The sequence below is a fragment of the Pseudomonas sp. Irchel 3F3 genome (assembly GCF_900187545.1).
GTDB classification, from domain to species: Bacteria; Pseudomonadota; Gammaproteobacteria; order Pseudomonadales; family Pseudomonadaceae; genus Aquipseudomonas; species Aquipseudomonas fortuita.
The window spans coordinates 340,765-361,374 of the sequence record NZ_FYDS01000006.1 but is presented as its reverse complement, the minus strand read 5'-3'; the positions used below and the strand labels follow the sequence as shown (position 1 = coordinate 361,374).

Below are 20,610 nucleotides of genomic sequence, written 5' to 3'. Positions count from 1 at the left end.
CAGGCCCTCTGTGTCGTCGTGTTGAGCTGATGAAGCTTTCTAGCGGGGATATATGGGACGGCAGTCAGCATACTGCCGTCCTCATCGTTGGTTCGTTATTTGGCTGGATAGTTGGCGACTACTAGGTCCTCGCCGTTTTTGGTCAAACCAATAACCTGATAGGCATGGCTTACGCCATCAACCTCCATGCCTGGGGATCCAGCTGGCATTCCTGGCACGGCGATCCCGACCAGATCGTTCCGCTCCTTGAAATCTCGAATCTGCTCAGCTGGCACGTGACCTTCAACAAACTTTCCATCAATCACGGCTGTGTGGCAGGACGCCAACCGTGGCGCTACGCCCAGCTTCTGTTTCACTGCGCTCATGTCCGTCTCAACATGGTCGGTCACTTTGAAACCATTGGCTTCCAGGTGCGCGATCCACTTCTTGCAGCAACCACAGTTCGCATCTCGGTGGACGTCGATGGACAATGGCTCGGCGGCGTAGGCCGCCGAGGCCACCAGCAGCCCAGCGATAGCGGCTAGCCGAACGAGTATCCGGTTAGTTGGCATGAGTGTGCTCCTTACCGTCTTTGTGAACATGCATCTTTGTTGACGATTTCGGGTGGGCGTCCGAATGGGCTTCGGCCGCATTGTGGTCACCGTGATGATCTGCCGCTTGGGCGGCGCCTGCGGGTGCAGCTTCATGGTCGTGAGCTGCCTGGGCATGATCGTCGTCTGCCGCTTCGTCGTGATCGCCATGCTCGGCATGCCCGCTCTCGCCGTGCTGGCCTTCATGGTTATGCATATCGCTTTCACCGCCGCCGTGCTGGTGTCCACCGCTCGTGGCCACCAAAGCCTTGTACTGCTCGGGATTCATCTGTGGAAGTTGATCCAGGAACGCGACGATTCCCCAGATGTACTCGTCACCCATGCTCTTGCCCCAAGCGGGCATGCCGGTGGCTTTGATGCCGTGCTTGATCGTCCAGAATGCGGCAGCCGGATCGTCTCCGACACCCACCTTGGTGAGGTCAGGTGGCGACGGGTATAGCGCTTGGCTAAGTTCTGTCTTCCCAACGCCAGGGGCGAGGTGGCACCCAATGCACATGGCGTTGTAGTTGCCTGCGCCTGCCTTGATCAATGCGGCGTCCTTCAGGTCAGGCACTTCAATGTCTCGCGCTCGAACCTCAATCGACCGGTCGCGAGCCATGGCGAGAAACGAATGGACAGCCGGGAAGTGAGGATCATCGGCGCCGACATTCACCAAGCCGAAATACGCCGTGCCCAGTACCGCAGCACTTCCGACAGCACCGGCCACAAGCAGCGTTGTAATTGTTCTTTTCATGTTGGAATTCTCAGAACCACATCCTGATACCGGCAACGAAGCGTGCCTCATTAACATCTCCACCCTCGTCTCGGATGAAGTCAGCGGTGTTGCCGTAGGAGCGACTCCAGGTAACGCCTATGTACGGGGCAAACTGGCGGACAATTTCATACCGTAGACGCAGACCGACTTCGGTATTGGCCAGACCCGAGCCAACACCGCGCTCAGGATCGTTCTTGCCATAGAAGTTCGCCTCAGCCGTGGGCTGCAAAATCAAGCGATTGGTCAGCAGGATGTCGTATTCGCCCTCAAGACGCGCAGCAGTCTGGCCGTTCTCGCCGATGAACGCCGTAGCTTCGGCCTCGAAGTCATACAAGGCCATGCCCTGAATACCAAAGGCTGCCCAGGTCTGCGGTGATTCCGGTTTGAAATCCTGACGGACCCCGGCGACCACGTCCCACCAAGGACTGACCGAGCGCCCGTATAGCAGTTGCAGCTCAGCGTCTTCGGTTACTCCATTGGTGCGCTCGCCTTCCGAGCGAACCCAGAGTCGATTGATGTCGCCGCCTACCCAGCCCGAAGCGTCCCAGGCCAGCGTGCTGCCTTCGTCGGCGTCCTGGTATTCGAGCTGGTCCAACAGGAAGAAGCTGTTGATTCCGCTGTCGTGCACCTGGTGGCCACCCAAAGGGGGAAAGGCTGCCTCGCGATCGGCATCAGTGAGCACTGGAATCGGCGTGCGGCTCGTTGTGGTCGGAGAAGTCGCTGAACCATGATTCATCTGGGAATGGTCCATGCCCTTCATCGAACCGTGATCCATGCCCTTCATGTTTCCATGGCCCATTTTGCTGTGGTCCATCTTGCTATGGTCCACCGGCCTGGATTTGCTCTGGCTTTGAGCATGACCCATCTGGCTGTGATCAACAGGGGCAGGCTGTTTCTGCTGTTTGCTCCCCCGCATCTTGCTGTGATCCATCGCCGGCATCGATTCGGACGGAGCAGCATCCATTTGCATGGAACCGTGCCCCATTTTCGAATGATCCATGCCCGAGTGATCCATTTCTTCAGCGGCGAAGCTGGGCGTTACGCCCAGCATGCCAATTGAAACAGTCAGGGCCAACAGCGAAGGCCGCCCAAAGCTATTGACCATCTTTCCCTGCCTTAGCTTTGTCGCTGCCATGCGATTCCATCATTTTGTCGTGGTCCATGCCTTCCATCGAGCCATGGTCCATCCTCTTCATCGAGCCGTGGTCCATACCTTCCATGGACCCATGGTCCATGCCTTCATGGTTCATCCCCTGACCCTGCTTGTCCTGCGAACCTTTGGTTTTACCGGCCTCGGTGGATTTCTGGGAATGCTGATCATGGTTGTCGCTAGACCACGACGACGGGGCATAAACAGCCAACATGCCGACCATCGCAGCGGAGAGGAAAAAGGCGCTTCGTTTCATTGGTTTGCTCATTTCAAATCTCCAGTTCATTCGTCCACACGGACTTCTCGGAACATGCCCATTTCCATGTGGAACAGTAGGTGACAGTGATAGGCCCAACGTCCCAAGGCATCTGCGGTGACGCGATAGCTTCGTTTTGAGCCAGGTGGCATGTCGATGGTGTGCTTGCGAACCATGAAGTTGCCGTTCTCGTCCTCCAGATCACTCCACATACCGTGGAGATGGATGGGGTGAGTCATCATGGTGTCGTTGACCAAGGTGATGCGGAGACGCTCGCCATATTTCAACCGCAGCGGTTCAGCGTCGGAGAATTTGATACCGTCGAACGACCACGCGAACTTCTCCATGTGGCCGGTAAGGTGTAGTTCGATTGTGCGTCCAGGCTCTCGACCATCGGGATCGATGAAGGTGCTCCGCAAATCGGCGTAGGTCAGCACTCGGCGTCCGTTGTTGCGCAGGCCAATTCCCGGATCGTTCAGCTTCGGGGTCGGCGACATGGTCTGCATATCGACCAACGGGTTGTTGGTCTCGGAAGCCGGATGGCTCTGCATTGCACCGCTCATGCCGGCCATGCCCTCATGACTCATCCCAGCCATCGTGCTGTGATCCATGCCGGCCATGTTGCTATGGTCCATTCCAGCCATCTTGCTGTGGTCCATGCCGGCCATGCTGCCATGGTCCATGCCGGCCATGCTGCCATGGTCCATGCCGGCCATGCTGCCATGGTCCATCCCAGCCATCTTGCTGTGGTCCATGCTGGCCATGCTGGCCATGCTGGCCATGCTGGCCATGCTGGCCATGCTGCCATGATCCATCCCAGCCATCTTGCTGTGATCCATGCCGGCCATGTTCCCCTGGTCCATGCCAGCCATGCCGCCGTGATCCATTCCGCCCATGCTGCCGTGGTCCATGCCCATATCGCTCATGGCGATAATCGGGCGTGGATCTACCTCCGGCACGGGCGCTTGCAAGCCTTCACGAACTGCCAGGGTGCCTCGGGAGTACCCGGTACGGTCCATGGATTGCGCGAAGATCGTATAGGCCTGCTCGTTTTCAGGTTCGACGATGACATCGTAGGTTTCGGCAACTGCAATCCGGAACTCATCGACCGATACGGGTTTGACGTACTGGCCGTCGGCAGCCACAACCGTCATCTTGAGCCCAGGAATCCGGACATCGAAATAGGTCATGGCCGAGCCGTTGATAAAGCGCAGGCGGATCTTCTCGCCGGGCTTGAAGATACCCGTCCAGTTACCGTTCGGAGCCTGGCCGTTCATGAGGTAGGTGTAGGTATACCCGCTCACGTCAGCGAGGTCGGTGGGGCTCATCTTCATTTCAGCCCACATCTTCCGATCCGCTACAGCGGCCGACCAGCCTTTTTCGCTCACATCGTCAACGAAGTCGCTAACTGTGCGCTTGTGGAAGTTGTAGTAGTCAGATTGCTTCTTGAGTTTGGAGAGCACCCGCGCCGGGTCTTCATCCGTCCAATCGCTGAGCATGACGACGTAATCACGGTCGTACACAAACGGCTCCGGATCCTTGGCATCGATCACCAACGCCCCATAGACCCCGGACTGCTCTTGGAAGCCTGAGTGGCTGTGATACCAGTAAGTGCCGTTCTGGTGGACCTTGAACTTGTATTCGTACATGCCATCGGGAGCGATGCCGTGGAAGCTCAAGCCCGGCACACCGTCCATGTTGGCGGGCAGGATGATGCCGTGCCAGTGAATGGAGGTGTCCTGTTTCAGCCGGTTGCGTACGCGCAGCGTCACGGTGTCGCCTTCGCGCCATCGCAGTATCGGCCCTGGCACCGAGCCGTTGATGGCCATGGCCGTGCGAGCTGCACCCGTGATATTGACGGGGAGTTCGCCGATATACAGATCGAAGTCCGTGCCGCTCAGCACGTTCGGTTGGCCAGGGCTGGTCACGGCCCAGACCGGCGCGCGCCACATGCCGAGCCCACCCAGAAGTCCGGTAGCGGCCAGGCCTTTGACGAAAGATCGTCTCGTGGTTTTGCTTTGCATGCCGTTGCGTCCAGTCAGGTAGATCGCTGATATCCAGGCTGCTCGATGGGGCAGCCCTTGGGTTCATTGGAGCTCTCACCAGTCTCGTAGACTTTCGTCACTGCGCGAGGCTGATGAGAGGCCGTAGTCTGAAACTGCCATAGTTCAGATTCCGGGGTGATTACATTTCTGTAAGCTCGGATCAGCAGCTTTCGTGGCCGGCATGCTTGCTGGACTGGGCGGCAACTGGCGCCTGCTCTTTCTTCTCCTGCGCAACTTGGAATGCCTGCATGGAGCTTTGGCGAGCCGCTTCCATCCGCGCAAAGGTCCGGTCCGCGCCGCCCTCTGCTAGGGCGATGCCTGCCATGCCGAAGGTAACGACCATCACAATTGCTTTGACCATGTTCATCTGGAGATCCTCAGTGGGTTCTGCGCCTCATGGCGTCAGGTACAGGGTCAAGTTAGCTTCGCGGTGCTGTCAGAAAACTGATCTCGACATTACTTTTCCGTCAGCTTCTGGTTGGGCGTCTTTTTTCCTGCAAACTGGAGATGCACCCCGCGTGGATGAGAGCAGATGAAATTACTCGTAGCCGAAGATGAGCCGAAAACCGGTGTCTACCTCCAGCAAGGCCTGACAGAAGCTGGCTTCACCGTTGACCGGGTGATGACAGGCACTGACGCCCTGCAACAGGCACAGAGCGAAGCGTATGACTTGCTGATCCTCGACGTGATGATGCCGGGGCTCGATGGCTGGGATGTCCTGCGCAAGATCCGTGCGGCGGGTCAGGATGTGCCGGTCCTTTTCTTGACGGCCCGAGACGGCGTAGACGACCGCGTGAAAGGTTTGGAACTGGGCGCTGATGATTACCTGGTGAAGCCCTTTGCGTTCTCGGAGCTGCTGGCTCGGGTTCGCACGTTGTTGCGCAGAGGCAACGGTGGTGCTGCTCAAACCACCATGAAGATGGCAGACCTTGAGGTAGACCTGCTCAAGCGTCGAGCTACGCGAAACGGCAAGCGGATCGACCTTACCGCAAAGGAGTTTTCCCTGCTGGAGCTGCTCATGCGCCGACGCGGCGAGGTGCTCCCCAAGTCGCTGATCGCTTCTCAGGTCTGGGACATGAACTTCGACAGTGACACCAACGTGATCGAGGTCGCGATTCGCCGACTGCGGGCCAAGATTGATGACGACTTCGCGCCAAAGCTCATCCATACCGCCCGAGGCATGGGCTACATGATGGATGTGCCGGAGTGATGCGCCCGCAATCATCGCTCGTCAAGCGACTGACCCTGATGTTCATGTTCGCGGTGACTGCTGTCCTGGTGGTTGCCGGGGTGGCTTTCTACGGGCTCAGTCAGCACCATTTCCGGATGCTGGATGAGCAGGCGCTTTCCGAAAAGCTGGAGTCAACGCGTCATATCCTGTCCATCTCAGCAGCGCGAGGCGGGCTCGACGATCAGGAGCAGCAGCTGCGGGCATTGCTCGGCGCACATCAGGATTTGTCGGCGAAAATCACCAAGGCTGATGGTACGGTCCTTTTTTCAGACCCCAAAGCCTCCCAAATTCCTCAGCGATTCGAGCAGGCGCACCGGGGTGCGGTCTGGGAATGGCAGGATGAATCGCAGAACTTTCGCGGCATTACCGCCCAGCTGACCATTGCAGGCGAGCCGGAACCGGTGACGGCCGTGCTGATGCTCGATGTCACCACTCATGCCCACTTCTTTGTCACCCTACAATGGTGGTTCGGAATTGGCCTGGTGATCAGCGCGATTGTGAGCGCAGGCTTGGGCTGGGTCGTGGCCAAGAGTGGGCTTCGGCCTGTTGGGCAAATCACCAAAGTGGCGACCGGGATGTCGGCAAGATCACTCCGCGAACGCATTCCGCTGGAGCCCGTACCGCTGGAGCTTCAGGAGCTCATCCTGTCTTTCAACGGGATGCTGGGACGGTTGGAGGATGCATTCGTTCGGTTGTCCAACTTCTCTGCCGATATCGCTCACGAGTTGAGAACGCCAGTCAGCAACCTTCTGACCCATACCGAAGTGGTGCTCACCAAGAAGCGTGACTTGGATGCTTATGAGGAAAACCTCTATTCGAACCTGGAAGACCTCAAGCGCATGTCGCGCATGATCGACGACATGCTGTTCCTCGCCAAGGCGGATAACGGTCTGATCGTGCCCGAGCAGATCGATGTGGAACTCTCCGAGCTCGTATCCAAGCTGTTTGAGTACTACCAGTTCCTGGCTGAGGACCGTGGCATTCAGCTGACCCTCAAAGGTCGTGGCGAGGTTCGTGGCGATCGCCTGATGATTGACCGAGCGCTTTCCAACCTTTTATCGAACGCGTTGCGCTACACCCCGGAAGGCAACGAGATATCAGTGCAGATCGAGCAAACACCTGAAACCGTGACGCTATCCGTACGTAACAGCGGAGTCACCATCGATCCCCAACATATCGGAAAAATCTTCGACCGCTTTTATCGGGCCGACCCTGCCAGGCGGGAGGGAACCCCTACCAATGTTGGTTTGGGCCTTGCGATTACGCGTTCCATTGTCTTAGCCCATAAGGGCCGGGTGTGGTGTGATTCAGCGAATGGCACAACTGAATTCCATCTCAGCTTCCCAATCGACCAGGAAAGCTCATCGCCTCGAAGCATGTGCAGCTAGTCGTGTAAGTTGAACGGGCCGTTGCTTTCTCAGATCCGAATCTTCATCATGCGCCCCACTATAGGGTAGGGGGGTATGGTATGGCTCACACAAAGGCGGCGAAGGATGAACTGCTCAAGCGCGTGAAACGTATCGCTGGACAGGTCCAAGCAATCGAACGTGCGTTGGATGGCGAAGCCGATTGCGCAAAGACCCTGCATTTGGTTGCCGCAACCCGTGGGGCGATAAACGGACTGCTTGACGAAATCATCGAGGACCATGCTCGGGAACATGTAGCGAAGGCTGGCCTGACTGACCAGGAACGAGCACAAGGTCTTGAAGAGCTTCTTGAAGCAATACGCCGATATTCAAAGTGAGAAACGCATGAGCACCACATACATACACAGCCATAACTTTCTTGGCGTTGCTCACGACGCCAATGCCAAGCGCACCTTGTGGGTAGTCCTGCTTACCGTCGTCATGATGGTAGGTGAGATCGCCGCTGGACATATCACAGGCTCAATGGCGCTGTTGGCAGATGGTTTCCATATGGCAACGCACGCAGGAGCATTAGGAATTGCAGCTGCGGCGTACGCCTATGCCCGCAAGCATTCTGAGAGTTCCATTTTCAGTTTTGGCACAGGCAAAGTGGGTGATCTCGGAGGCTTCGCCTCGGCCTTGATTCTTGGTTTGATCTCGTTAGGCATCGGTATCGAGTCGGTACTGCGTCTTTTTGAGCCGACCCAGGTGCAGTTTGGAACGGCGACTCTGATCGCTATCACCGGTCTGATTGTGAATGTCGTCAGTGCCTTGCTTCTGGCTGGTGGGGGCCATCATCACGATCATGGACACGGCCACTCGCATGGTCATTCGCATGGACCTCACGGCCACATGCATGGCGAAGACAACAATCTACGTTCAGCGTACGTCCACGTACTTGCGGACGCAGTGACGTCAGTCCTTGCAATCGTCGCGCTGCTCGCAGGCAAGTTTCTTGGCTGGGTGTGGCTTGATCCGGTTATGGGGCTCGTGGGCGCTGTCGTAATAGCAAGATGGGCGTGGTCCCTCATGAAAGACACGGCGTCCGTACTGCTTGATAAGACGGACAACCATGTTGCCGAGGAAATTCGGGGATTACTTAGTCATTCCGGCAAGCTACAGATCACAGACCTCCATGTGTGGAGGGTGGGGCCTGAAGCCCGAGCGGCAATTGTCAGCGTAACCGGCTCATTAGATTTCACAGCCGACGATATTCGTGCAGCACTGACGCCTGTTCATGAAGTGGCCCATCTCACGGTGGAATATAGGGCTGCGGCGAGTTAGGGCGTTCGTTATGGGCGAAGCTGTACGGAGTCATCACTCATCCAGCACAGGCATAAGCGCCGCCACTGGTTCAAAACGATTGGTTAGTGCAGCCCCAACCCCTTAATGCTGAACTCATCCCGGTAACCTATACTCGCCCATCATGAATCGGTTCATTCGACTGCTCACCATCCTGATGCTTATCGTGGCGCTTCCGCTTAACGGGATGGCGGGCGTCGATTCGGCGACTGAACCTTGCCCAATGCAGGCCATCGGCATGGAAATGATGGCGGGTATGGACCATGACTGCTGCCAGGACCACGACCTGGGTAAGACTGGCGATCATGCCAAATCCTGCAAGGTCGGCCAGGAGTGCAGGACTGCCAGTACCGTACAGCTCAGCTTCCTGACGCCTGGGCTGACCTTTGCCAAGCCACGACCTGCCGATACCTACGCGGTAGGCATAGCAACAGGCTCTCCCCCCGATCCATGGCGGCCTCCCCGCGTCTGATTCCCTCTTAATTTCACACCGTCGTTCCGCCTAGCAGCGGGGCGATGGCACGCGCCTGGGCGCTGATCTTTCGAGGAATCATTTTCATGACTCCCCAACGTTTTCAGGGACGGATAACCACGGCCGTCCTTTCCATACTGCTGCCGGCTGTCTCGGCACAGGCTGCAACGCTGTCGCTGGATGAGGCGCTGCAACTGGCTGAACGCAACGCTCCCTCTCTACAGGCCCGCCAGGAGCAGGCATCAGCTGCGCGCAGCGCAGTCATTCCAGCGGGCGAACTACCCGATCCGCGCCTGAATCTCGGGGTACAGAACCTGCCGATTGAAGGCACCGACCGCTGGAGCATGAACAGAGACTTCATGACCATGCAGGTGGTTGGCCTGTCCCAAGAAGTACCGAACCGGGACAAACGCAAAGCTCGCATAGAGACAGCGCAGGCCACGGTCGAGCGAGCCGATGCCGAGGCGGTGTTCGAACGGCTCAAGGTTCGGGCGGCAACCGCCCAGGCTTGGGTGGCTGCATACACCGTGCAGCGAAAGCTTGAACAGTTCGACGCCTTCTACAAAGAAAACCAGCTGCTGGCGTCCACGGTGCGGGCCCGCCTGGCCGGTGGTGCAGGCTCCACCGCCGATACGCTGGCTCCCAAGCAAGAAGCCGCGCAGCTGGACGAGCAGAAAGACGTTCTGTTGAGTCAATCAGCTCAGGCGCGAGCCGCGCTGAAGCGCTGGATTGGGCAGGACGCCGAAGTAGGCGCGCCGACGTTCCCTGTCTGGCCTGTAGACGCAGCTGAATACCTGCACTCCGTCCATGCCCATCCGGAGCTCAATACCTACAACGCCATGACACGCGAGGCTCAAGCCCAGGTACATCAGGCTCAGGCGGAGAAGAAATCGGATTGGTCCTGGGGGGTGGATTATCAGCGCCGTGGCCCGGATTTCAGCAACATGGTCAGCCTGCAGGTCAGCTTCCAGTTGCCGTTGTTCAGCAGCTCACGGCAAGACCCGATGATTGCGGCACGACGCGCACAAGTTCGACAACTGGAGGATGAGCAGGACGCTGCCCTGCGCGAGCATCAAGCCCAGCTTGAAACAGACCTTGCCGAGTACCACCGCTTGCAACGGGCAGTGCGGCGCAGTCGCGAAACGCTTCTACCTCTGGCCGAGGACCGGGTACGCCTCGCTCTGGCGGACTACCGCGCCGGTAAGTCTCCGTTGAGTGAAGTGCTGTCGGCACGCCGGCAGCGTGTGGAAGCACTGCTACAGGATGTGGACCTGCAAGGACAGTTGGCGGCAACAGCAGCGCGTCTGCATTTCGTTTATGGAGAGGTGCGGGCATGAGGAATAGGTCGATTGGTTTGCTCGTGGCTGCTGCCCTAGCTATTGGGATTGGCGCTGGCTTCTGGCTAGGTGGAAGAGGTGCGTATTCCCCATCGCAGCCAGTAGGTGAGGAAAAAAAAGCGCTGTACTGGTATGACCCGATGTATCCCCAGCAGCACTTCCCGGCGCCCGGAAAATCACCCTTCATGGACATGCCGCTCGTGCCCAAGTATTCGGATGACACGGCTGGCGAGGAGCAGCCTGCGGTTCAGGTCTCGGCTGGGCTCCAGCAAAACCTTGGGATTCGATTGGCAACGGTGACGGCTGGTCGGCTTGAGCGAACCCTGAGCGTAAGCGGCGTTCTGGCGTTCGACGAACGCGACTTCAGCGTGTTGCAGGCCCGGACTGGCGGTTACGTCGAGCGCGTCTATGGTCGAGCGACGGGTGACATCGTTGCCAAAGGGGCTCCTCTAGCCGATGTGCTGACCCCGGAGTGGGCTGGTTTGCAGGAGGAATACCTGGCGCTGCGGCATTCCGGCGACGCGCAGCTGACGGCGGCGGCACGACAGCGGCTTGTGCTCGCCGGCATGCCGGCCGACCTGATCAACCGGGTCGCGAGCACGGGGAAGGTGCAGCTCTCGGTCACACTTTCAGCACCCACTGCCGGTGTAATTCAGGCTCTCGATTTGCGACCCGGAATGACGCTGACGCCGGGGGCTACCTTGGCAAGGATCAATGGAGTGGCCAACGTCTGGCTGGAAGCGGCTGTGCCGGAATCCCAGGCTCAAGGCCTGCGCGAAGGCCAGCCTGTGCAGGCGCAATTGCCAGCATTCCCGGGCGAACCCTTGCCAGGCAAGTTGACTGCGCTATTGGCCGATGCCGATTTGCAGAGCCGCACGTTGCGCCTGCGTATCGAGTTGCCCAACCCGGATGGACGGCTTCGTCCTGGGATGACCGCTCAAGTGGCTCTCCATCCCGGCGAGTCTGCCGAGCAAAGCCTCTTGGTGCCTGCCGAGGCGGTCATCCGCACCGGCAAGCGGGATCTGGTGATGCTGGCTGAAGACGGTGGTCGCTTCCGGCCGGTGGAAGTCGTGTTGGGCCAGGAGAGCAAAGGGAAAGTTGCGGTGTTGCAGGGCCTTCAGGCAGGACAGCGCATCGTCGCTTCCGGGCAATTCCTGTTGGACTCCGACGCTAATTTGAAAGGCATCGAGGCGGCGACGGCGCAGGATAGTCAGCCTAATGCGGGGCCCGCCCTGCATGAAGCGGATGGCCGTGTCGTGCAGATAGACGGCACCCAGCTCACCGTTGCCCACGGTCCTTTCATCACCCTGGGCATGCCAGGGATGACCATGACCTTTCCTGTGGCTGATCAGTCTCTCCTTGATGGCCTCAAGGTCGGTGCGCAGATTCGTTTTGGCATACGCGAACGCGACGAGGGCATGGTAGTTGAGCAGATCAATGTGGTGGAGGGCCAACCATGATTGCCAAGCTGATCCGCTGGTCGGTAGGCAACCGTGTGCTGGTGCTCCTCGCCACGCTGTTTCTGGTGGCATGGGGCTTCGTCTCGGTGCGTAGCCTGCCAATCGACGCCTTGCCCGACCTGTCGGACGTGCAGGTGATCATCCGCACGTCCTACCCAGGCCAGGCTCCCCAGATCGTTGAGAATCAGGTGACCTATCCGCTGACCACTACCATGCTCTCGGTTCCGGGGGCCAAAACGGTTCGCGGCTTCTCCGCCTTCGGTGACAGCTTCGTCTACGTGCTGTTCGAGGACGGCACCGATCTGTATTGGGCGCGCTCACGGGTGCTTGAGTACCTGAGCCAGGCGCAATCGCGATTACCTGCGGCAGCCAAGCCGGTACTTGGCCCGGACGCCACCGGAGTGGGCTGGATTTATCAGTATGCGTTGGTCGATCGCAACGGCGGCCATGACCTGTCGCAACTGCGCAGCCTGCAGGACTGGTTCCTGCGCTATGAGCTCAAGACCCTGCCGGATGTCGCTGAGGTAGCCACCATCGGCGGTATGGTCAAGCAGTACCAAGTCGTCCTCGATCCGCTGCGTATGGCCAGCCTCGGTATCACCCAGGCTGAGGTGGTGGAGGCTATAGGCAAGGCCAACCAGGAGACCGGTGGCGGTGTACTGGAGCAGGGCGAAGCGGAATTCATGGTACGTGCGGCCGGCTACCTGCGATCACTGGATGATTTCAGGGCGATACCGCTGCGACTGGCTACCAAGGGCGTGCCGGTGACATTAGGCGACGTCGCTACGGTGCAGATAGGTCCGGAAGCCCGCAGAGGCATAGGCGAACTGGACGGCCTCGGTGAAGCTGTAGGAGGTGTGGTGATCCTGCGCAGCGGCAAGAATGCTCGTGAGGCCATCGCCCACGTCAAGGCCAAGCTCGAAACCCTGAAGAAAGGCCTGCCAGCCGGGGTGGAGCTTGTTACCGTCTACGACCGCAGCCAGCTGATCGACCGTGCCGTAGAGAACCTCAGTCACAAGCTGATCGAGGAATTCGTGGTAGTGGCGTTGGTATGCGCAGCCTTTCTCTGGCACCTGCGCTCGTCATTGGTGGCTATCGTTTCGCTGCCCGTGGGAATCCTGATAGCGCTGATCGTCATGCGTCATCAGGGCATCAACGCCAACATCATGTCACTCGGCGGTATAGCAATTGCCATCGGCGCGATGGTGGATGCTGCCGTGGTCATGATCGAGAACGCCCACAAACGCGTTGAGGCTTGGCATGCCCGACATCCTGGTCAGCCGTTGCGAGGCGAAGCGCATTGGAGGGTAATGACGGAGGCGGCCGTCGAGGTAGGGCCGGCACTGTTCTTCAGCCTGATGATCATCACGCTATCGTTCATCCCGGTGTTCACGCTGCAAGCCCAGGAAGGGCGTCTCTTCGCACCCCTGGCCTTTACCAAGACCTACGCAATGGCAGCGGCGGCTGCGCTATCGGTGACCCTGATTCCGGTGCTGATGGGGTACTGGATCAGAGGGCCACTGCCTGCGGAACAGCGCAACCCGCTCAACCGGGGCCTCATCTGGCTGTACCGTCCGGCATTGGAGGTCGTCCTGCGCCGGCCTCTGGTTACCCTCGCTGGAGCATTGCTCATCCTGCTCAGCAGTCTGTGGCCCTTGAATCATCTTGGGGGCGAGTTCCTTCCTCCGCTCGATGAAGGTGATCTGCTCTACATGCCTTCAGCCTTGCCTGGACTCTCGGCGCAGAAAGCTTCAGAACTGTTGCAACGAACGGATCGTCTGATACGAACTGTTCCCGAAGTGGCCAGTGTCTTTGGTAAAGCCGGCCGCGCCGAGTCCGCTACCGACCCGGCACCGCTGGAGATGTTCGAGACCACCGTTCGGCTCAATCCCAAGAGTGAGTGGCGTCCAGGGATGACCACGGAGAAGCTCATCGAGGAGCTTGATCGCACTGTGCGTGTGCCTGGGCTGACCAACATCTGGATCCCGCCCATCCGCAACCGCATCGATATGCTGGCCACCGGCATCAAGAGCCCAATCGGCGTCAAGGTGGCCGGCAGCGACCTGGACCAGATAGACCGGGCCACTCTCGCTGTGGAGCGGGCAGCGAAAAAGGTGCCTGGAGTGACGTCGGCGCTGGCAGAGCGTTTGACTGGCGGCCGCTACATTGATCTGGATATCGACCGCCATGCCGCAGCCCGTTACGGCCTGAACATCACCGACGTACAGGCCATTGTCGCCGGCGCCATCGGTGGCGAAAGCATCGGGGAAACGGTTGAAGGGTTGGCCCGCTATCCCATCAGCGTGCGCTATCCACGCGAATGGCGTGATTCCGTGGAGGCGTTGCGTCAGCTGCCGATCTACACCTCGCAGGGCGGCCAGCTGACCCTCGGCAGCGTGGCCCGCATACGTATCGCTGATGGCCCGCCCATGCTCAAGAGCGAGAATGCTCGTCCCTCGGGCTGGGTGTACATCGATGTGCGCGGCCGGGACCTATCGTCTGTTGTGGCAGACCTTCGTCAGGCGATCAACAGCGAGGTGAAGCTCGATCCAGGCATGAGCTTGAGCTACTCCGGCCAGTTCGAATACCTGGAGCGGGCGAACGCCCGTCTGGCCTGGGTGGTGCCGGCGACGCTGGCCATTATCTTTGTGCTGCTCTACCTGACCTTCGGCCGCCTCGGTGAAGCACTGCTCATCATGGGCACCTTACCTTTTGCCCTGACCGGGGGCGTCTGGCTGCTTTACCTGCTGGGCTACAACCTATCGGTGGCCACAGGCGTTGGCTTCATTGCCCTGGCCGGGGTAGCGGCGGAGTTCGGAGTGATCATGCTCATCTACCTGAATAACGCTTGGGCTGAGCGTCAGGCCAACGGCGAAACCACACGAGCAACGCTGCTCGACGCGATCCGTGAGGGCGCGGTGCAACGCATTAGACCCAAGGCAATGACGGTGGCGGTCATCGTTGCAGGCCTGCTGCCCATTCTCTGGAGCAGCGGTACCGGCAGCGAGGTCATGAGCCGCATCGCGGTGCCCATGGTGGGCGGCATGCTCACCGCCCCCTTGCTTTCCCTTTTTGTAATCCCTGCGGCGTACTGGCTGATCCGTCGCCGCGAACTTGCTGTAACTACCCCCAACCTCTCAGGAGAAATCCAATGAAAAAGCTAATTGTCATCGCAGGTCTAGTCACCGCTTTCGCTGCCAGTGTGCATGCCCAGGACATGGATGGTATGGACATGAAGAAAATGCCAGCCTCCGCCGAGGGTGACCAAGGTAGCCAGGCGGCGCCCACTGCGCATGCTGAGGGGACAATAAAGGCGCTGGATCCTCAAAGCGGGAAAATCACCTTGGCGCACGGCCCGGTAGCGGAGCTCAAATGGCCGGCGATGACCATGGGCTTCCAAGCTGAGCCTGCGCAGCTGAAGGGCTTGAATGTAGGCGACAAGGTGAAATTTGGGTTCCGTATGGAGGGAAGCGTCGCGAAAATCGAGAGCATCCAGAAGCAGTGATTGAAAAGCCTTGAATGATCAGGCACGCCTTCATACCGAGATGATTCGGACAAGCTTACAGAAATGTAATCAATCTTAAGGACCCCTTCAGGTCGAACGCTACATACCGTCATGAGACGGTGCACTGGCATCACATCGACCCGATACCGGAGATATGATCATGAACAGTAGCTTTGATAAATGCATCTCGGAATGCCTGCGCTGCGCGCTGGCCTGTGAAGGCTGCGCGTCAGCCTGCCTGCAAGAGCAGGACGTAAAAATGATGGCTGACTGCATCAAGCTGGACAGGGATTGCGCAGATATGTGCAAGCTGGCGGCTACCTTGATGGCACGAGAAAGCATGCTCGCCAAGGACTTTTGTGCGTTGTGCGCAAGGATTTGCCGCGCCTGCGGGGAGGAGTGCGGTAAGCATAAGGCAGACCACTGTCAGCATTGCGCACAGGCCTGTTTCGCCTGCGCACAATCCTGCGAAGCAATGGCTGCCTAATTAATTTCGACCGACCGTCGCTCTTTTGCAAAGTACTTAGGGAAGACCTCGGTCGGTCGATCACAAGCCCCTGGCGGCCGATCAGCTGTGGCGCTGCTGGTGATCAGCTGACTTCAAAAATTAACCTGTGCATCGGTCAGTTTTGACCCCTGCAGTTAATTCCGGCAGTGCGATATTCAAGGATTTTCAGCTCTCCTGTTGAGTCCTCGTAATTCATCTGTGCCGGCATCACGTCGCAGCTACCGTTGGTCGAAGTCCTGCTGATGACCCTCGCCACGTCCAGCTTCATTCCATAGCGATAATGGATCACCTCAGGTGGCTTTTTTCCATTGGCTGCTGCGTATGCACGCATAGCCTGCTCATTCGCGTGAATCATTTTTCCGTGCAAACGATCAGATCCTCCTTCGGAAAAAGCGGATGAGGAGGCGATTAAGAGAAGTAGGCCGGCGATGCATTTGGCTTTGATCATTTCAGTTACTCCATGAAAACATGACTGCAGCCTAAGGCCCGGTAGCTGTCATCCATGTGATCCAGGCATTACATCTTTGTAAGGCTGTGCTGGGTTGACAGCGCTATTCCCTCATAGACAGTTTGCGGGTACCTAAGGTAAAGCCGACGCGGGACAGAGCTTTTCAAACTCTGCGGAGTTGGAAATCACCCTAGGGGCTAGGGATCGCTCTCTGCGCTCATATCCCCGAGCCTCGACTAAATCGGGCGCAATTGTGGTCCGCAGAGGCTTTAAGCCCCGTCGGCTTCGGCTATGCGTTCAAGTGCTCTAAGCAGCAAGGTACCGACCCCGGATCCTCTTTCCCAGGATCCACAACCAGCGAACGAATTAGACGAGCCTGGCCATCCTTCGATGCCCCATATCCCAGTTCCGTTTCTCCACGGTGAAAGGAATTGAACATGCGGTCGTGCTGCAGAAGGTCCTGGGTAGGCAAGCCGGCTGCGGAAAGATACTCATCCAACCCCTGGATCTGATCGGCACCAAGCAATCGGAGAGACATCTCAGGGTGGTTCATCGTGGACTCGATGGGAAGGGAATCAATATCCGGATAAGGGCGCGAACCCTGGATTTTGCCTCTTACTGTGACTCGGTCATCTGGTCAGTGAATTAATATCTGCTTTACCGTATATCCGAATGGTCATATATTCGAGCCTCCAGATATGAGCCGCCCGTGCTGCGTTCCCCAGGAGGTCAAATGCGGGAAACCCTAACCCCCCCCATCGTTTTTAAATGCTTGGCTGACGAAACACGAGCCCGGATGACCTTGCTGATCGCCAGTGAAGGCGAGCTATGCGTATGTGAGTTGACCTGCGCACTCGACCTCAGCCAGCCGAAGATTTCTCGGCATCTTGCTCAATTGCGAGAAGCCGGAATCCTCATGGACCGGCGGCAGGGACAATGGGTGTATTACCGCCTCAATCCGTCCTTGCCAGAATGGGTGCAGATGATGCTCAAGAGTGTTGTCGATGCAAACGCCCAGTGGCTAAGCGCCGATGCTGTGCGCCTTGCTGAAATGGGCGAGCGTCCACAAAGCCCTGCTGCTTGTGCTTGATTTTCACTTCGCTGACTGAGTTGAGCCATGTTCATCGCATTTTTGATTTTTCTAGCAACGATCGTTCTGGTGATCTGGCAGCCAAAGGGTCTGGGGGTGGGCTGGAGCGCTGGTCTAGGGGCGGTCGTGGCGCTACTGGCGGGCGTAGTGAATCTGTCTGATATCCCAGTGGTGTGGCAGATAGTATGGAACGCCACCGCAACGTTTATCGCTGTCATCATCATCAGCCTTTTGCTGGATGAGGCGGGTTTCTTCGAATGGGCAGCGTTGCATGTGGCCCGCTGGGGCAACGGCAGTACCCGCAAGCTGTTCGCTTTCATCATTCTCCTGGGAGCAGCAGTGTCGGCGTTATTCGCCAATGATGGCGCAGCGCTGATCCTGACGCCGATCGTTATCGCCATGCTGCTTGCCCTGCGTTTTTCCCCGGCGGCGACGTTGGCATTTGTCATGGCAGCAGGTTTTATCGCCGATACCGCGAGCCTGCCGCTGGTGGTGTCCAACCTGGTGAACATCGTTTCCGCCGACTACTTTGGCATCGGTTTCAGCGAGTACGCCTCGATCATGGTGCCGGTGAACCTGGTCAGTATCGCCGCCACGCTGGGAATGCTGCTGTGGTTCTTCCGCAAGGACCTGCCGCGAACCTATGAACTCGACCAACTGAAGGCTCCCGAAGCCGCTATCCGCGACAAGGCGACGTTCGTTGCCGGCTGGTGGGTACTTGCCATGTTGCTGGTCGGCTTCTTCGCCATCGAGCCGCTAGGCGTTCCCATCAGCGCCATCGCTGCTGCCTGTGCGCTGATCCTGTATCTGATCGCCGCGCGCGGGCACGTGATTTCTACCCGCAAGGTGCTCAGGGACGCGCCTTGGCAGGTCGTGGTGTTCTCTCTTGGCATGTACCTCGTGGTCTATGGCCTGCGTAACGCCGGCCTCACCGACTTCCTGACGCATATCCTCAATGTCTTCGCCGGCTACGGGGTCTGGGGCGCATCCCTCGGGACGGGGCTGCTCGCCGCTGGCCTGTCGTCGGTCATGAACAACATGCCCACTGTGCTGGTAGGAGCTTTGTCGATCCATTCCGCCGAGGCCACCGGCATCGTGCGCGAGGCCATGATCTACGCCAACGTCATCGGCTGTGATCTCGGTCCGAAAATCACCCCAATCGGCAGCCTGGCCACCTTGCTGTGGCTGCACGTGCTGGCCCGCAAGAACATCGTCATCACCTGGGGTTACTACTTCCGCACCGGTATCGTCCTGACGCTGCCAATCCTGCTTGCCACCTTGGCCGCATTGGCCATCCGCCTGAGCTTTTGAACCGGAGATACCTGATGAAAGTCTTGTTCATGTGCACCCACAACAGCTGCCGCAGCATCCTGTCCGAGGCGCTGTTCAATCATCTGGCCTCTGAGGGTATGGAAGCTGTGAGCTCGGGTAGCTACCCAAGCGGCAAGGTCAATGAGCGGGCATTGAAGACCTTGGAAGCCGCCGGTATCCCCACCGCTGGTCTTTCAAGCAAGGCCTCGGATGCTTTCGAGAGCTCTCCCCCCGACATAGTTGTCACCGTGTGTGATAGAGCTGCCGGCGAAGCCTGTCCGATCTTCTTCGGGCCATCGCTCAAAGCCCACTGGGGCCTGGCCGACCCTTCGGCGGTTACCGGCAGTGAGGCGGAAATCGAACAAGCTTTCCAGACCACACTTGCGAAGATCGATGAGCGCGTGCGCGCTTTCATTGCGCTGCCCTTCTCGCAACTGAGCCAGGACGAACTGAAAGCCGAACTTGCTCGCATCGGCGCGCTGTAGGCCTTGGATCAATGGAGACTGAAATGAACGACCACCTGCCAAATGTCCAGCCAGAACTGATCGATCTGCCGTCGCTGGAGCGGCTGGAGCCGAAGGATCCCTCCACGCATAAACCACGGATCCTGCTGCTGTACGGATCGACTCGCGAACGCTCATTCAGCCGTTTGATGGTCCAGGAAGCTGCGCGCCTGCTGGAAGCGTTCGGCGCCGAAACCCGTATTTTCGACCCTTCCGGCCTGCCGCTGCCGGATGACGCTCCGGACTCCCACGAGAAGGTGTTGGAACTCCGCGAGCTGATGCAATGGTCCGAGGGCCAGGTGTGGTGCTCGCCCGAGCGCCACGGTTCGATGAGCGGCGTGTTCAAGGCGCAGATCGACTGGGTACCGCTGGCCATGGGCGCCGTTCGTCCAACCCAGGGCAAGACCCTTGCTGTGCTGCAGGTCTGCGGTGGTTCGCAGTCGTTCAACGTGGTGAACCAACTGCGCGTGCTTGGCCGCTGGATGCGGATGTTCACCATCCCCAACCAGTCCTCGGTACCCAAGGCATTCCTGGAGTTCGACGATGCCGGGCGGATGAAGCCGTCCTCCTTCTACGACCGTCTGGTCGATGTGATGGAAGAGCTGACCAAGTTCACCCTGCTGCTGCGCGATCGCCAGGATTACCTGGTGGACCGCTACTCCGAGCGCAAGGAGTCGGTGGAAGAGCTGTCCAAGCGAGTAAATCTGCGGTCCATTTGAGGTCATGAGCATGTCGCATCCCTACTCGATGAAATCGCTGCCCCATGCCCCGGGAGCGCTGATTTTCACACCCTGCCCGGGCACCCAGACCAGTGATCTCGATGAAAGCCTGGAGACGCTGAAGCAGGCTGGCGCCGTGGCGCTGGTTACCCTGATGTCGGATACAGAGCTTCAGAAAAACGGCGCTGGTGAGCTTGGCGTCGCGGCTAGGCAGCATGGGTTGGAGTGGTACCAGTTGCCGATCGAGGATGATCAGGCTCCTGATCAGAACTTCGAGGCTCGGTTGGGAGAGATTCGCCACCAGTTGGACAATTTGCTCGCTTCAAACAAGGCCCTGGCCATCCACTGCAAGGGCGGCTCCGGTCGCACCGGGCTGTTCGCTGCCCGTCTGCTGATCGAATCCGGAATGCCGCGTCGCGAGGCGATCGCATGGGTGCAGGAGCTTCGCCCACGGGCGATTCAGAAGCCTGCGCACATCAACTACATCAACCAGTTCGGCGAAGACTGAACGCTCCAGCCAGAC

Annotated in this window: 21 protein-coding genes; 14 read left to right on the top strand and 7 right to left on the bottom strand. The window is 58.6% G+C overall.

What is annotated here, in order from left to right; all coding sequences use genetic code 11:
• Window positions 1–95: 95 nt before the first annotated feature.
• From CKW35_RS15390 to CKW35_RS15365, 6 genes are all read right to left on the bottom strand, one after another.
• Window positions 96–551, bottom strand: coding sequence for a DUF411 domain-containing protein (locus tag CKW35_RS15390; protein ID WP_177434965.1), 456 nt, complete (start codon window positions 549–551; stop codon window positions 96–98).
• On the bottom strand, window positions 541–1,323 hold the full coding sequence (locus CKW35_RS15385; RefSeq protein WP_095116316.1) for a cytochrome c: 783 nt from the start codon (window positions 1,321–1,323) through the stop codon (window positions 541–543). Before CKW35_RS15385 ends, CKW35_RS15390 begins: the two co-directional genes overlap by 11 nt.
• A 10-nt stretch (window positions 1,324–1,333) precedes the next feature.
• Complete coding sequence (locus CKW35_RS15380) at window positions 1,334–2,449, bottom strand: copper resistance protein B (RefSeq protein ID WP_095116314.1); 1,116 nt, start codon at window positions 2,447–2,449, stop codon at window positions 1,334–1,336.
• A complete protein-coding gene (locus CKW35_RS15375) occupies window positions 2,439–2,762 on the bottom strand; it encodes a hypothetical protein (RefSeq protein ID WP_095116312.1) in 324 nt (107 codons plus the stop codon). Before CKW35_RS15375 ends, CKW35_RS15380 begins: the two co-directional genes overlap by 11 nt.
• A 14-nt stretch (window positions 2,763–2,776) precedes the next feature.
• A complete protein-coding gene (locus tag CKW35_RS15370) occupies window positions 2,777–4,774 on the bottom strand; it encodes a copper resistance system multicopper oxidase (RefSeq protein ID WP_095116310.1) in 1,998 nt (665 codons plus the stop codon).
• Between the two features lie 181 nt (window positions 4,775–4,955).
• Window positions 4,956–5,162: a co-regulatory protein PtrA N-terminal domain-containing protein gene (locus CKW35_RS15365; RefSeq protein WP_060519770.1), complete on the bottom strand. Its 207-nt coding sequence runs from the start codon at window positions 5,160–5,162 to the stop codon at window positions 4,956–4,958.
• Window positions 5,163–5,327: 165 nt separating this feature from the next.
• Between CKW35_RS15365 and CKW35_RS15360 the strand changes: the two genes are divergently transcribed.
• The 9 genes from CKW35_RS15360 (at window position 5,328) to CKW35_RS15315 (ending at window position 15,995) form a co-directional block, all read left to right on the top strand.
• Window positions 5,328–6,005, top strand: coding sequence for a heavy metal response regulator transcription factor (locus CKW35_RS15360; protein WP_060519766.1), 678 nt, complete (start codon window positions 5,328–5,330; stop codon window positions 6,003–6,005).
• Entirely contained in the window at window positions 6,005–7,414 is a 1,410-nt protein-coding gene (locus CKW35_RS15355) for a heavy metal sensor histidine kinase (protein ID WP_095116308.1), read from the top strand. Before CKW35_RS15360 ends, CKW35_RS15355 begins: the two co-directional genes overlap by 1 nt.
• Before the next feature lie 80 nt (window positions 7,415–7,494).
• Window positions 7,495–7,770 carry a metal/formaldehyde-sensitive transcriptional repressor gene (locus CKW35_RS15350; RefSeq protein ID WP_095116307.1) on the top strand — a complete coding sequence of 92 codons (276 nt, stop codon included), beginning with the start codon at window positions 7,495–7,497 and terminating at the stop codon, window positions 7,768–7,770.
• Between the two features lie 7 nt (window positions 7,771–7,777).
• Complete coding sequence (gene dmeF / locus CKW35_RS15345) at window positions 7,778–8,716, top strand: CDF family Co(II)/Ni(II) efflux transporter DmeF (RefSeq protein ID WP_095116305.1); 939 nt, start codon at window positions 7,778–7,780, stop codon at window positions 8,714–8,716.
• 576 nt (window positions 8,717–9,292) lie between these two features.
• Window positions 9,293–10,543 carry a TolC family protein gene (locus CKW35_RS15335; protein ID WP_095116301.1) on the top strand — a complete coding sequence of 417 codons (1,251 nt, stop codon included), beginning with the start codon at window positions 9,293–9,295 and terminating at the stop codon, window positions 10,541–10,543.
• Complete coding sequence (locus CKW35_RS15330; RefSeq protein ID WP_095116299.1) at window positions 10,540–12,003, top strand: efflux RND transporter periplasmic adaptor subunit; 1,464 nt, start codon at window positions 10,540–10,542, stop codon at window positions 12,001–12,003. Before CKW35_RS15335 ends, CKW35_RS15330 begins: the two co-directional genes overlap by 4 nt.
• Window positions 12,000–15,158, top strand: a complete 3,159-nt coding sequence (locus tag CKW35_RS15325; RefSeq protein ID WP_095116297.1) for an efflux RND transporter permease subunit — start codon at window positions 12,000–12,002, stop codon at window positions 15,156–15,158. The genes CKW35_RS15330 and CKW35_RS15325 overlap by 4 nt, the downstream gene beginning before the upstream one ends.
• Entirely contained in the window at window positions 15,155–15,508 is a 354-nt protein-coding gene (locus tag CKW35_RS15320; RefSeq protein WP_095116295.1) for a copper-binding protein, read from the top strand. The genes CKW35_RS15325 and CKW35_RS15320 overlap by 4 nt, the downstream gene beginning before the upstream one ends.
• Before the next feature lie 160 nt (window positions 15,509–15,668).
• Window positions 15,669–15,995 carry a four-helix bundle copper-binding protein gene (locus tag CKW35_RS15315; RefSeq protein WP_095116293.1) on the top strand — a complete coding sequence of 109 codons (327 nt, stop codon included), beginning with the start codon at window positions 15,669–15,671 and terminating at the stop codon, window positions 15,993–15,995.
• A gap of 136 nt (window positions 15,996–16,131) precedes the next feature.
• On the opposite strand, the gene CKW35_RS15310 is transcribed toward CKW35_RS15315, so the two are convergent.
• Entirely contained in the window at window positions 16,132–16,464 is a 333-nt protein-coding gene (locus tag CKW35_RS15310) for a DUF2790 domain-containing protein (RefSeq protein ID WP_095116292.1), read from the bottom strand.
• Between the two features lie 733 nt (window positions 16,465–17,197).
• Here CKW35_RS15310 and CKW35_RS15300 point away from each other — a divergent pair.
• From CKW35_RS15300 to CKW35_RS15280, 5 genes are read left to right on the top strand one after another with little or no spacing between them, the layout of a single operon-like run.
• Complete coding sequence (locus tag CKW35_RS15300; RefSeq protein WP_060519748.1) at window positions 17,198–17,554, top strand: metalloregulator ArsR/SmtB family transcription factor; 357 nt, start codon at window positions 17,198–17,200, stop codon at window positions 17,552–17,554.
• A 27-nt stretch (window positions 17,555–17,581) separates the two neighbouring features.
• Window positions 17,582–18,865, top strand: coding sequence for an arsenic transporter (locus CKW35_RS15295; protein WP_095116288.1), 1,284 nt, complete (start codon window positions 17,582–17,584; stop codon window positions 18,863–18,865).
• Between the two features lie 14 nt (window positions 18,866–18,879).
• Window positions 18,880–19,350, top strand: a complete 471-nt coding sequence (locus tag CKW35_RS15290) for an arsenate reductase ArsC (protein ID WP_095116286.1) — start codon at window positions 18,880–18,882, stop codon at window positions 19,348–19,350.
• A 23-nt stretch (window positions 19,351–19,373) separates the two neighbouring features.
• Entirely contained in the window at window positions 19,374–20,087 is a 714-nt protein-coding gene (gene arsH / locus CKW35_RS15285) for an arsenical resistance protein ArsH (protein ID WP_095116283.1), read from the top strand.
• Window positions 20,088–20,091: 4 nt separating this feature from the next.
• Window positions 20,092–20,595 (top strand): cyclin-dependent kinase inhibitor 3 family protein, encoded by a 504-nt coding sequence (locus CKW35_RS15280; RefSeq protein ID WP_095116280.1) that lies wholly within the window; start codon window positions 20,092–20,094, stop codon window positions 20,593–20,595.
• The last annotated feature ends 15 nt before the right edge of the window (window positions 20,596–20,610 follow it).

Coding starts and splice junctions, on each gene's coding strand:
- CKW35_RS15390 (WP_177434965.1), bottom strand. CDS start 551: ATGCCAACTAACCGGATACTCGTTCGGCTAGCCGCTATCGCTGGGCTG.
- CKW35_RS15385 (WP_095116316.1), bottom strand. CDS start 1,323: ATGAAAAGAACAATTACAACGCTGCTTGTGGCCGGTGCTGTCGGAAGT.
- CKW35_RS15380 (WP_095116314.1), bottom strand. CDS start 2,449: ATGGTCAATAGCTTTGGGCGGCCTTCGCTGTTGGCCCTGACTGTTTCA.
- CKW35_RS15375 (WP_095116312.1), bottom strand. CDS start 2,762: ATGAGCAAACCAATGAAACGAAGCGCCTTTTTCCTCTCCGCTGCGATG.
- CKW35_RS15370 (WP_095116310.1), bottom strand. CDS start 4,774: ATGCAAAGCAAAACCACGAGACGATCTTTCGTCAAAGGCCTGGCCGCT.
- CKW35_RS15365 (WP_060519770.1), bottom strand. CDS start 5,162: ATGAACATGGTCAAAGCAATTGTGATGGTCGTTACCTTCGGCATGGCA.
- CKW35_RS15360 (WP_060519766.1), top strand. CDS start 5,328: ATGAAATTACTCGTAGCCGAAGATGAGCCGAAAACCGGTGTCTACCTC.
- CKW35_RS15355 (WP_095116308.1), top strand. CDS start 6,005: ATGCGCCCGCAATCATCGCTCGTCAAGCGACTGACCCTGATGTTCATG.
- CKW35_RS15350 (WP_095116307.1), top strand. CDS start 7,495: ATGGCTCACACAAAGGCGGCGAAGGATGAACTGCTCAAGCGCGTGAAA.
- dmeF (WP_095116305.1), top strand. CDS start 7,778: ATGAGCACCACATACATACACAGCCATAACTTTCTTGGCGTTGCTCAC.
- CKW35_RS15335 (WP_095116301.1), top strand. CDS start 9,293: ATGACTCCCCAACGTTTTCAGGGACGGATAACCACGGCCGTCCTTTCC.
- CKW35_RS15330 (WP_095116299.1), top strand. CDS start 10,540: ATGAGGAATAGGTCGATTGGTTTGCTCGTGGCTGCTGCCCTAGCTATT.
- CKW35_RS15325 (WP_095116297.1), top strand. CDS start 12,000: ATGATTGCCAAGCTGATCCGCTGGTCGGTAGGCAACCGTGTGCTGGTG.
- CKW35_RS15320 (WP_095116295.1), top strand. CDS start 15,155: ATGAAAAAGCTAATTGTCATCGCAGGTCTAGTCACCGCTTTCGCTGCC.
- CKW35_RS15315 (WP_095116293.1), top strand. CDS start 15,669: ATGAACAGTAGCTTTGATAAATGCATCTCGGAATGCCTGCGCTGCGCG.
- CKW35_RS15310 (WP_095116292.1), bottom strand. CDS start 16,464: ATGATCAAAGCCAAATGCATCGCCGGCCTACTTCTCTTAATCGCCTCC.
- CKW35_RS15300 (WP_060519748.1), top strand. CDS start 17,198: ATGCGGGAAACCCTAACCCCCCCCATCGTTTTTAAATGCTTGGCTGAC.
- CKW35_RS15295 (WP_095116288.1), top strand. CDS start 17,582: ATGTTCATCGCATTTTTGATTTTTCTAGCAACGATCGTTCTGGTGATC.
- CKW35_RS15290 (WP_095116286.1), top strand. CDS start 18,880: ATGAAAGTCTTGTTCATGTGCACCCACAACAGCTGCCGCAGCATCCTG.
- arsH (WP_095116283.1), top strand. CDS start 19,374: ATGAACGACCACCTGCCAAATGTCCAGCCAGAACTGATCGATCTGCCG.
- CKW35_RS15280 (WP_095116280.1), top strand. CDS start 20,092: ATGAGCATGTCGCATCCCTACTCGATGAAATCGCTGCCCCATGCCCCG.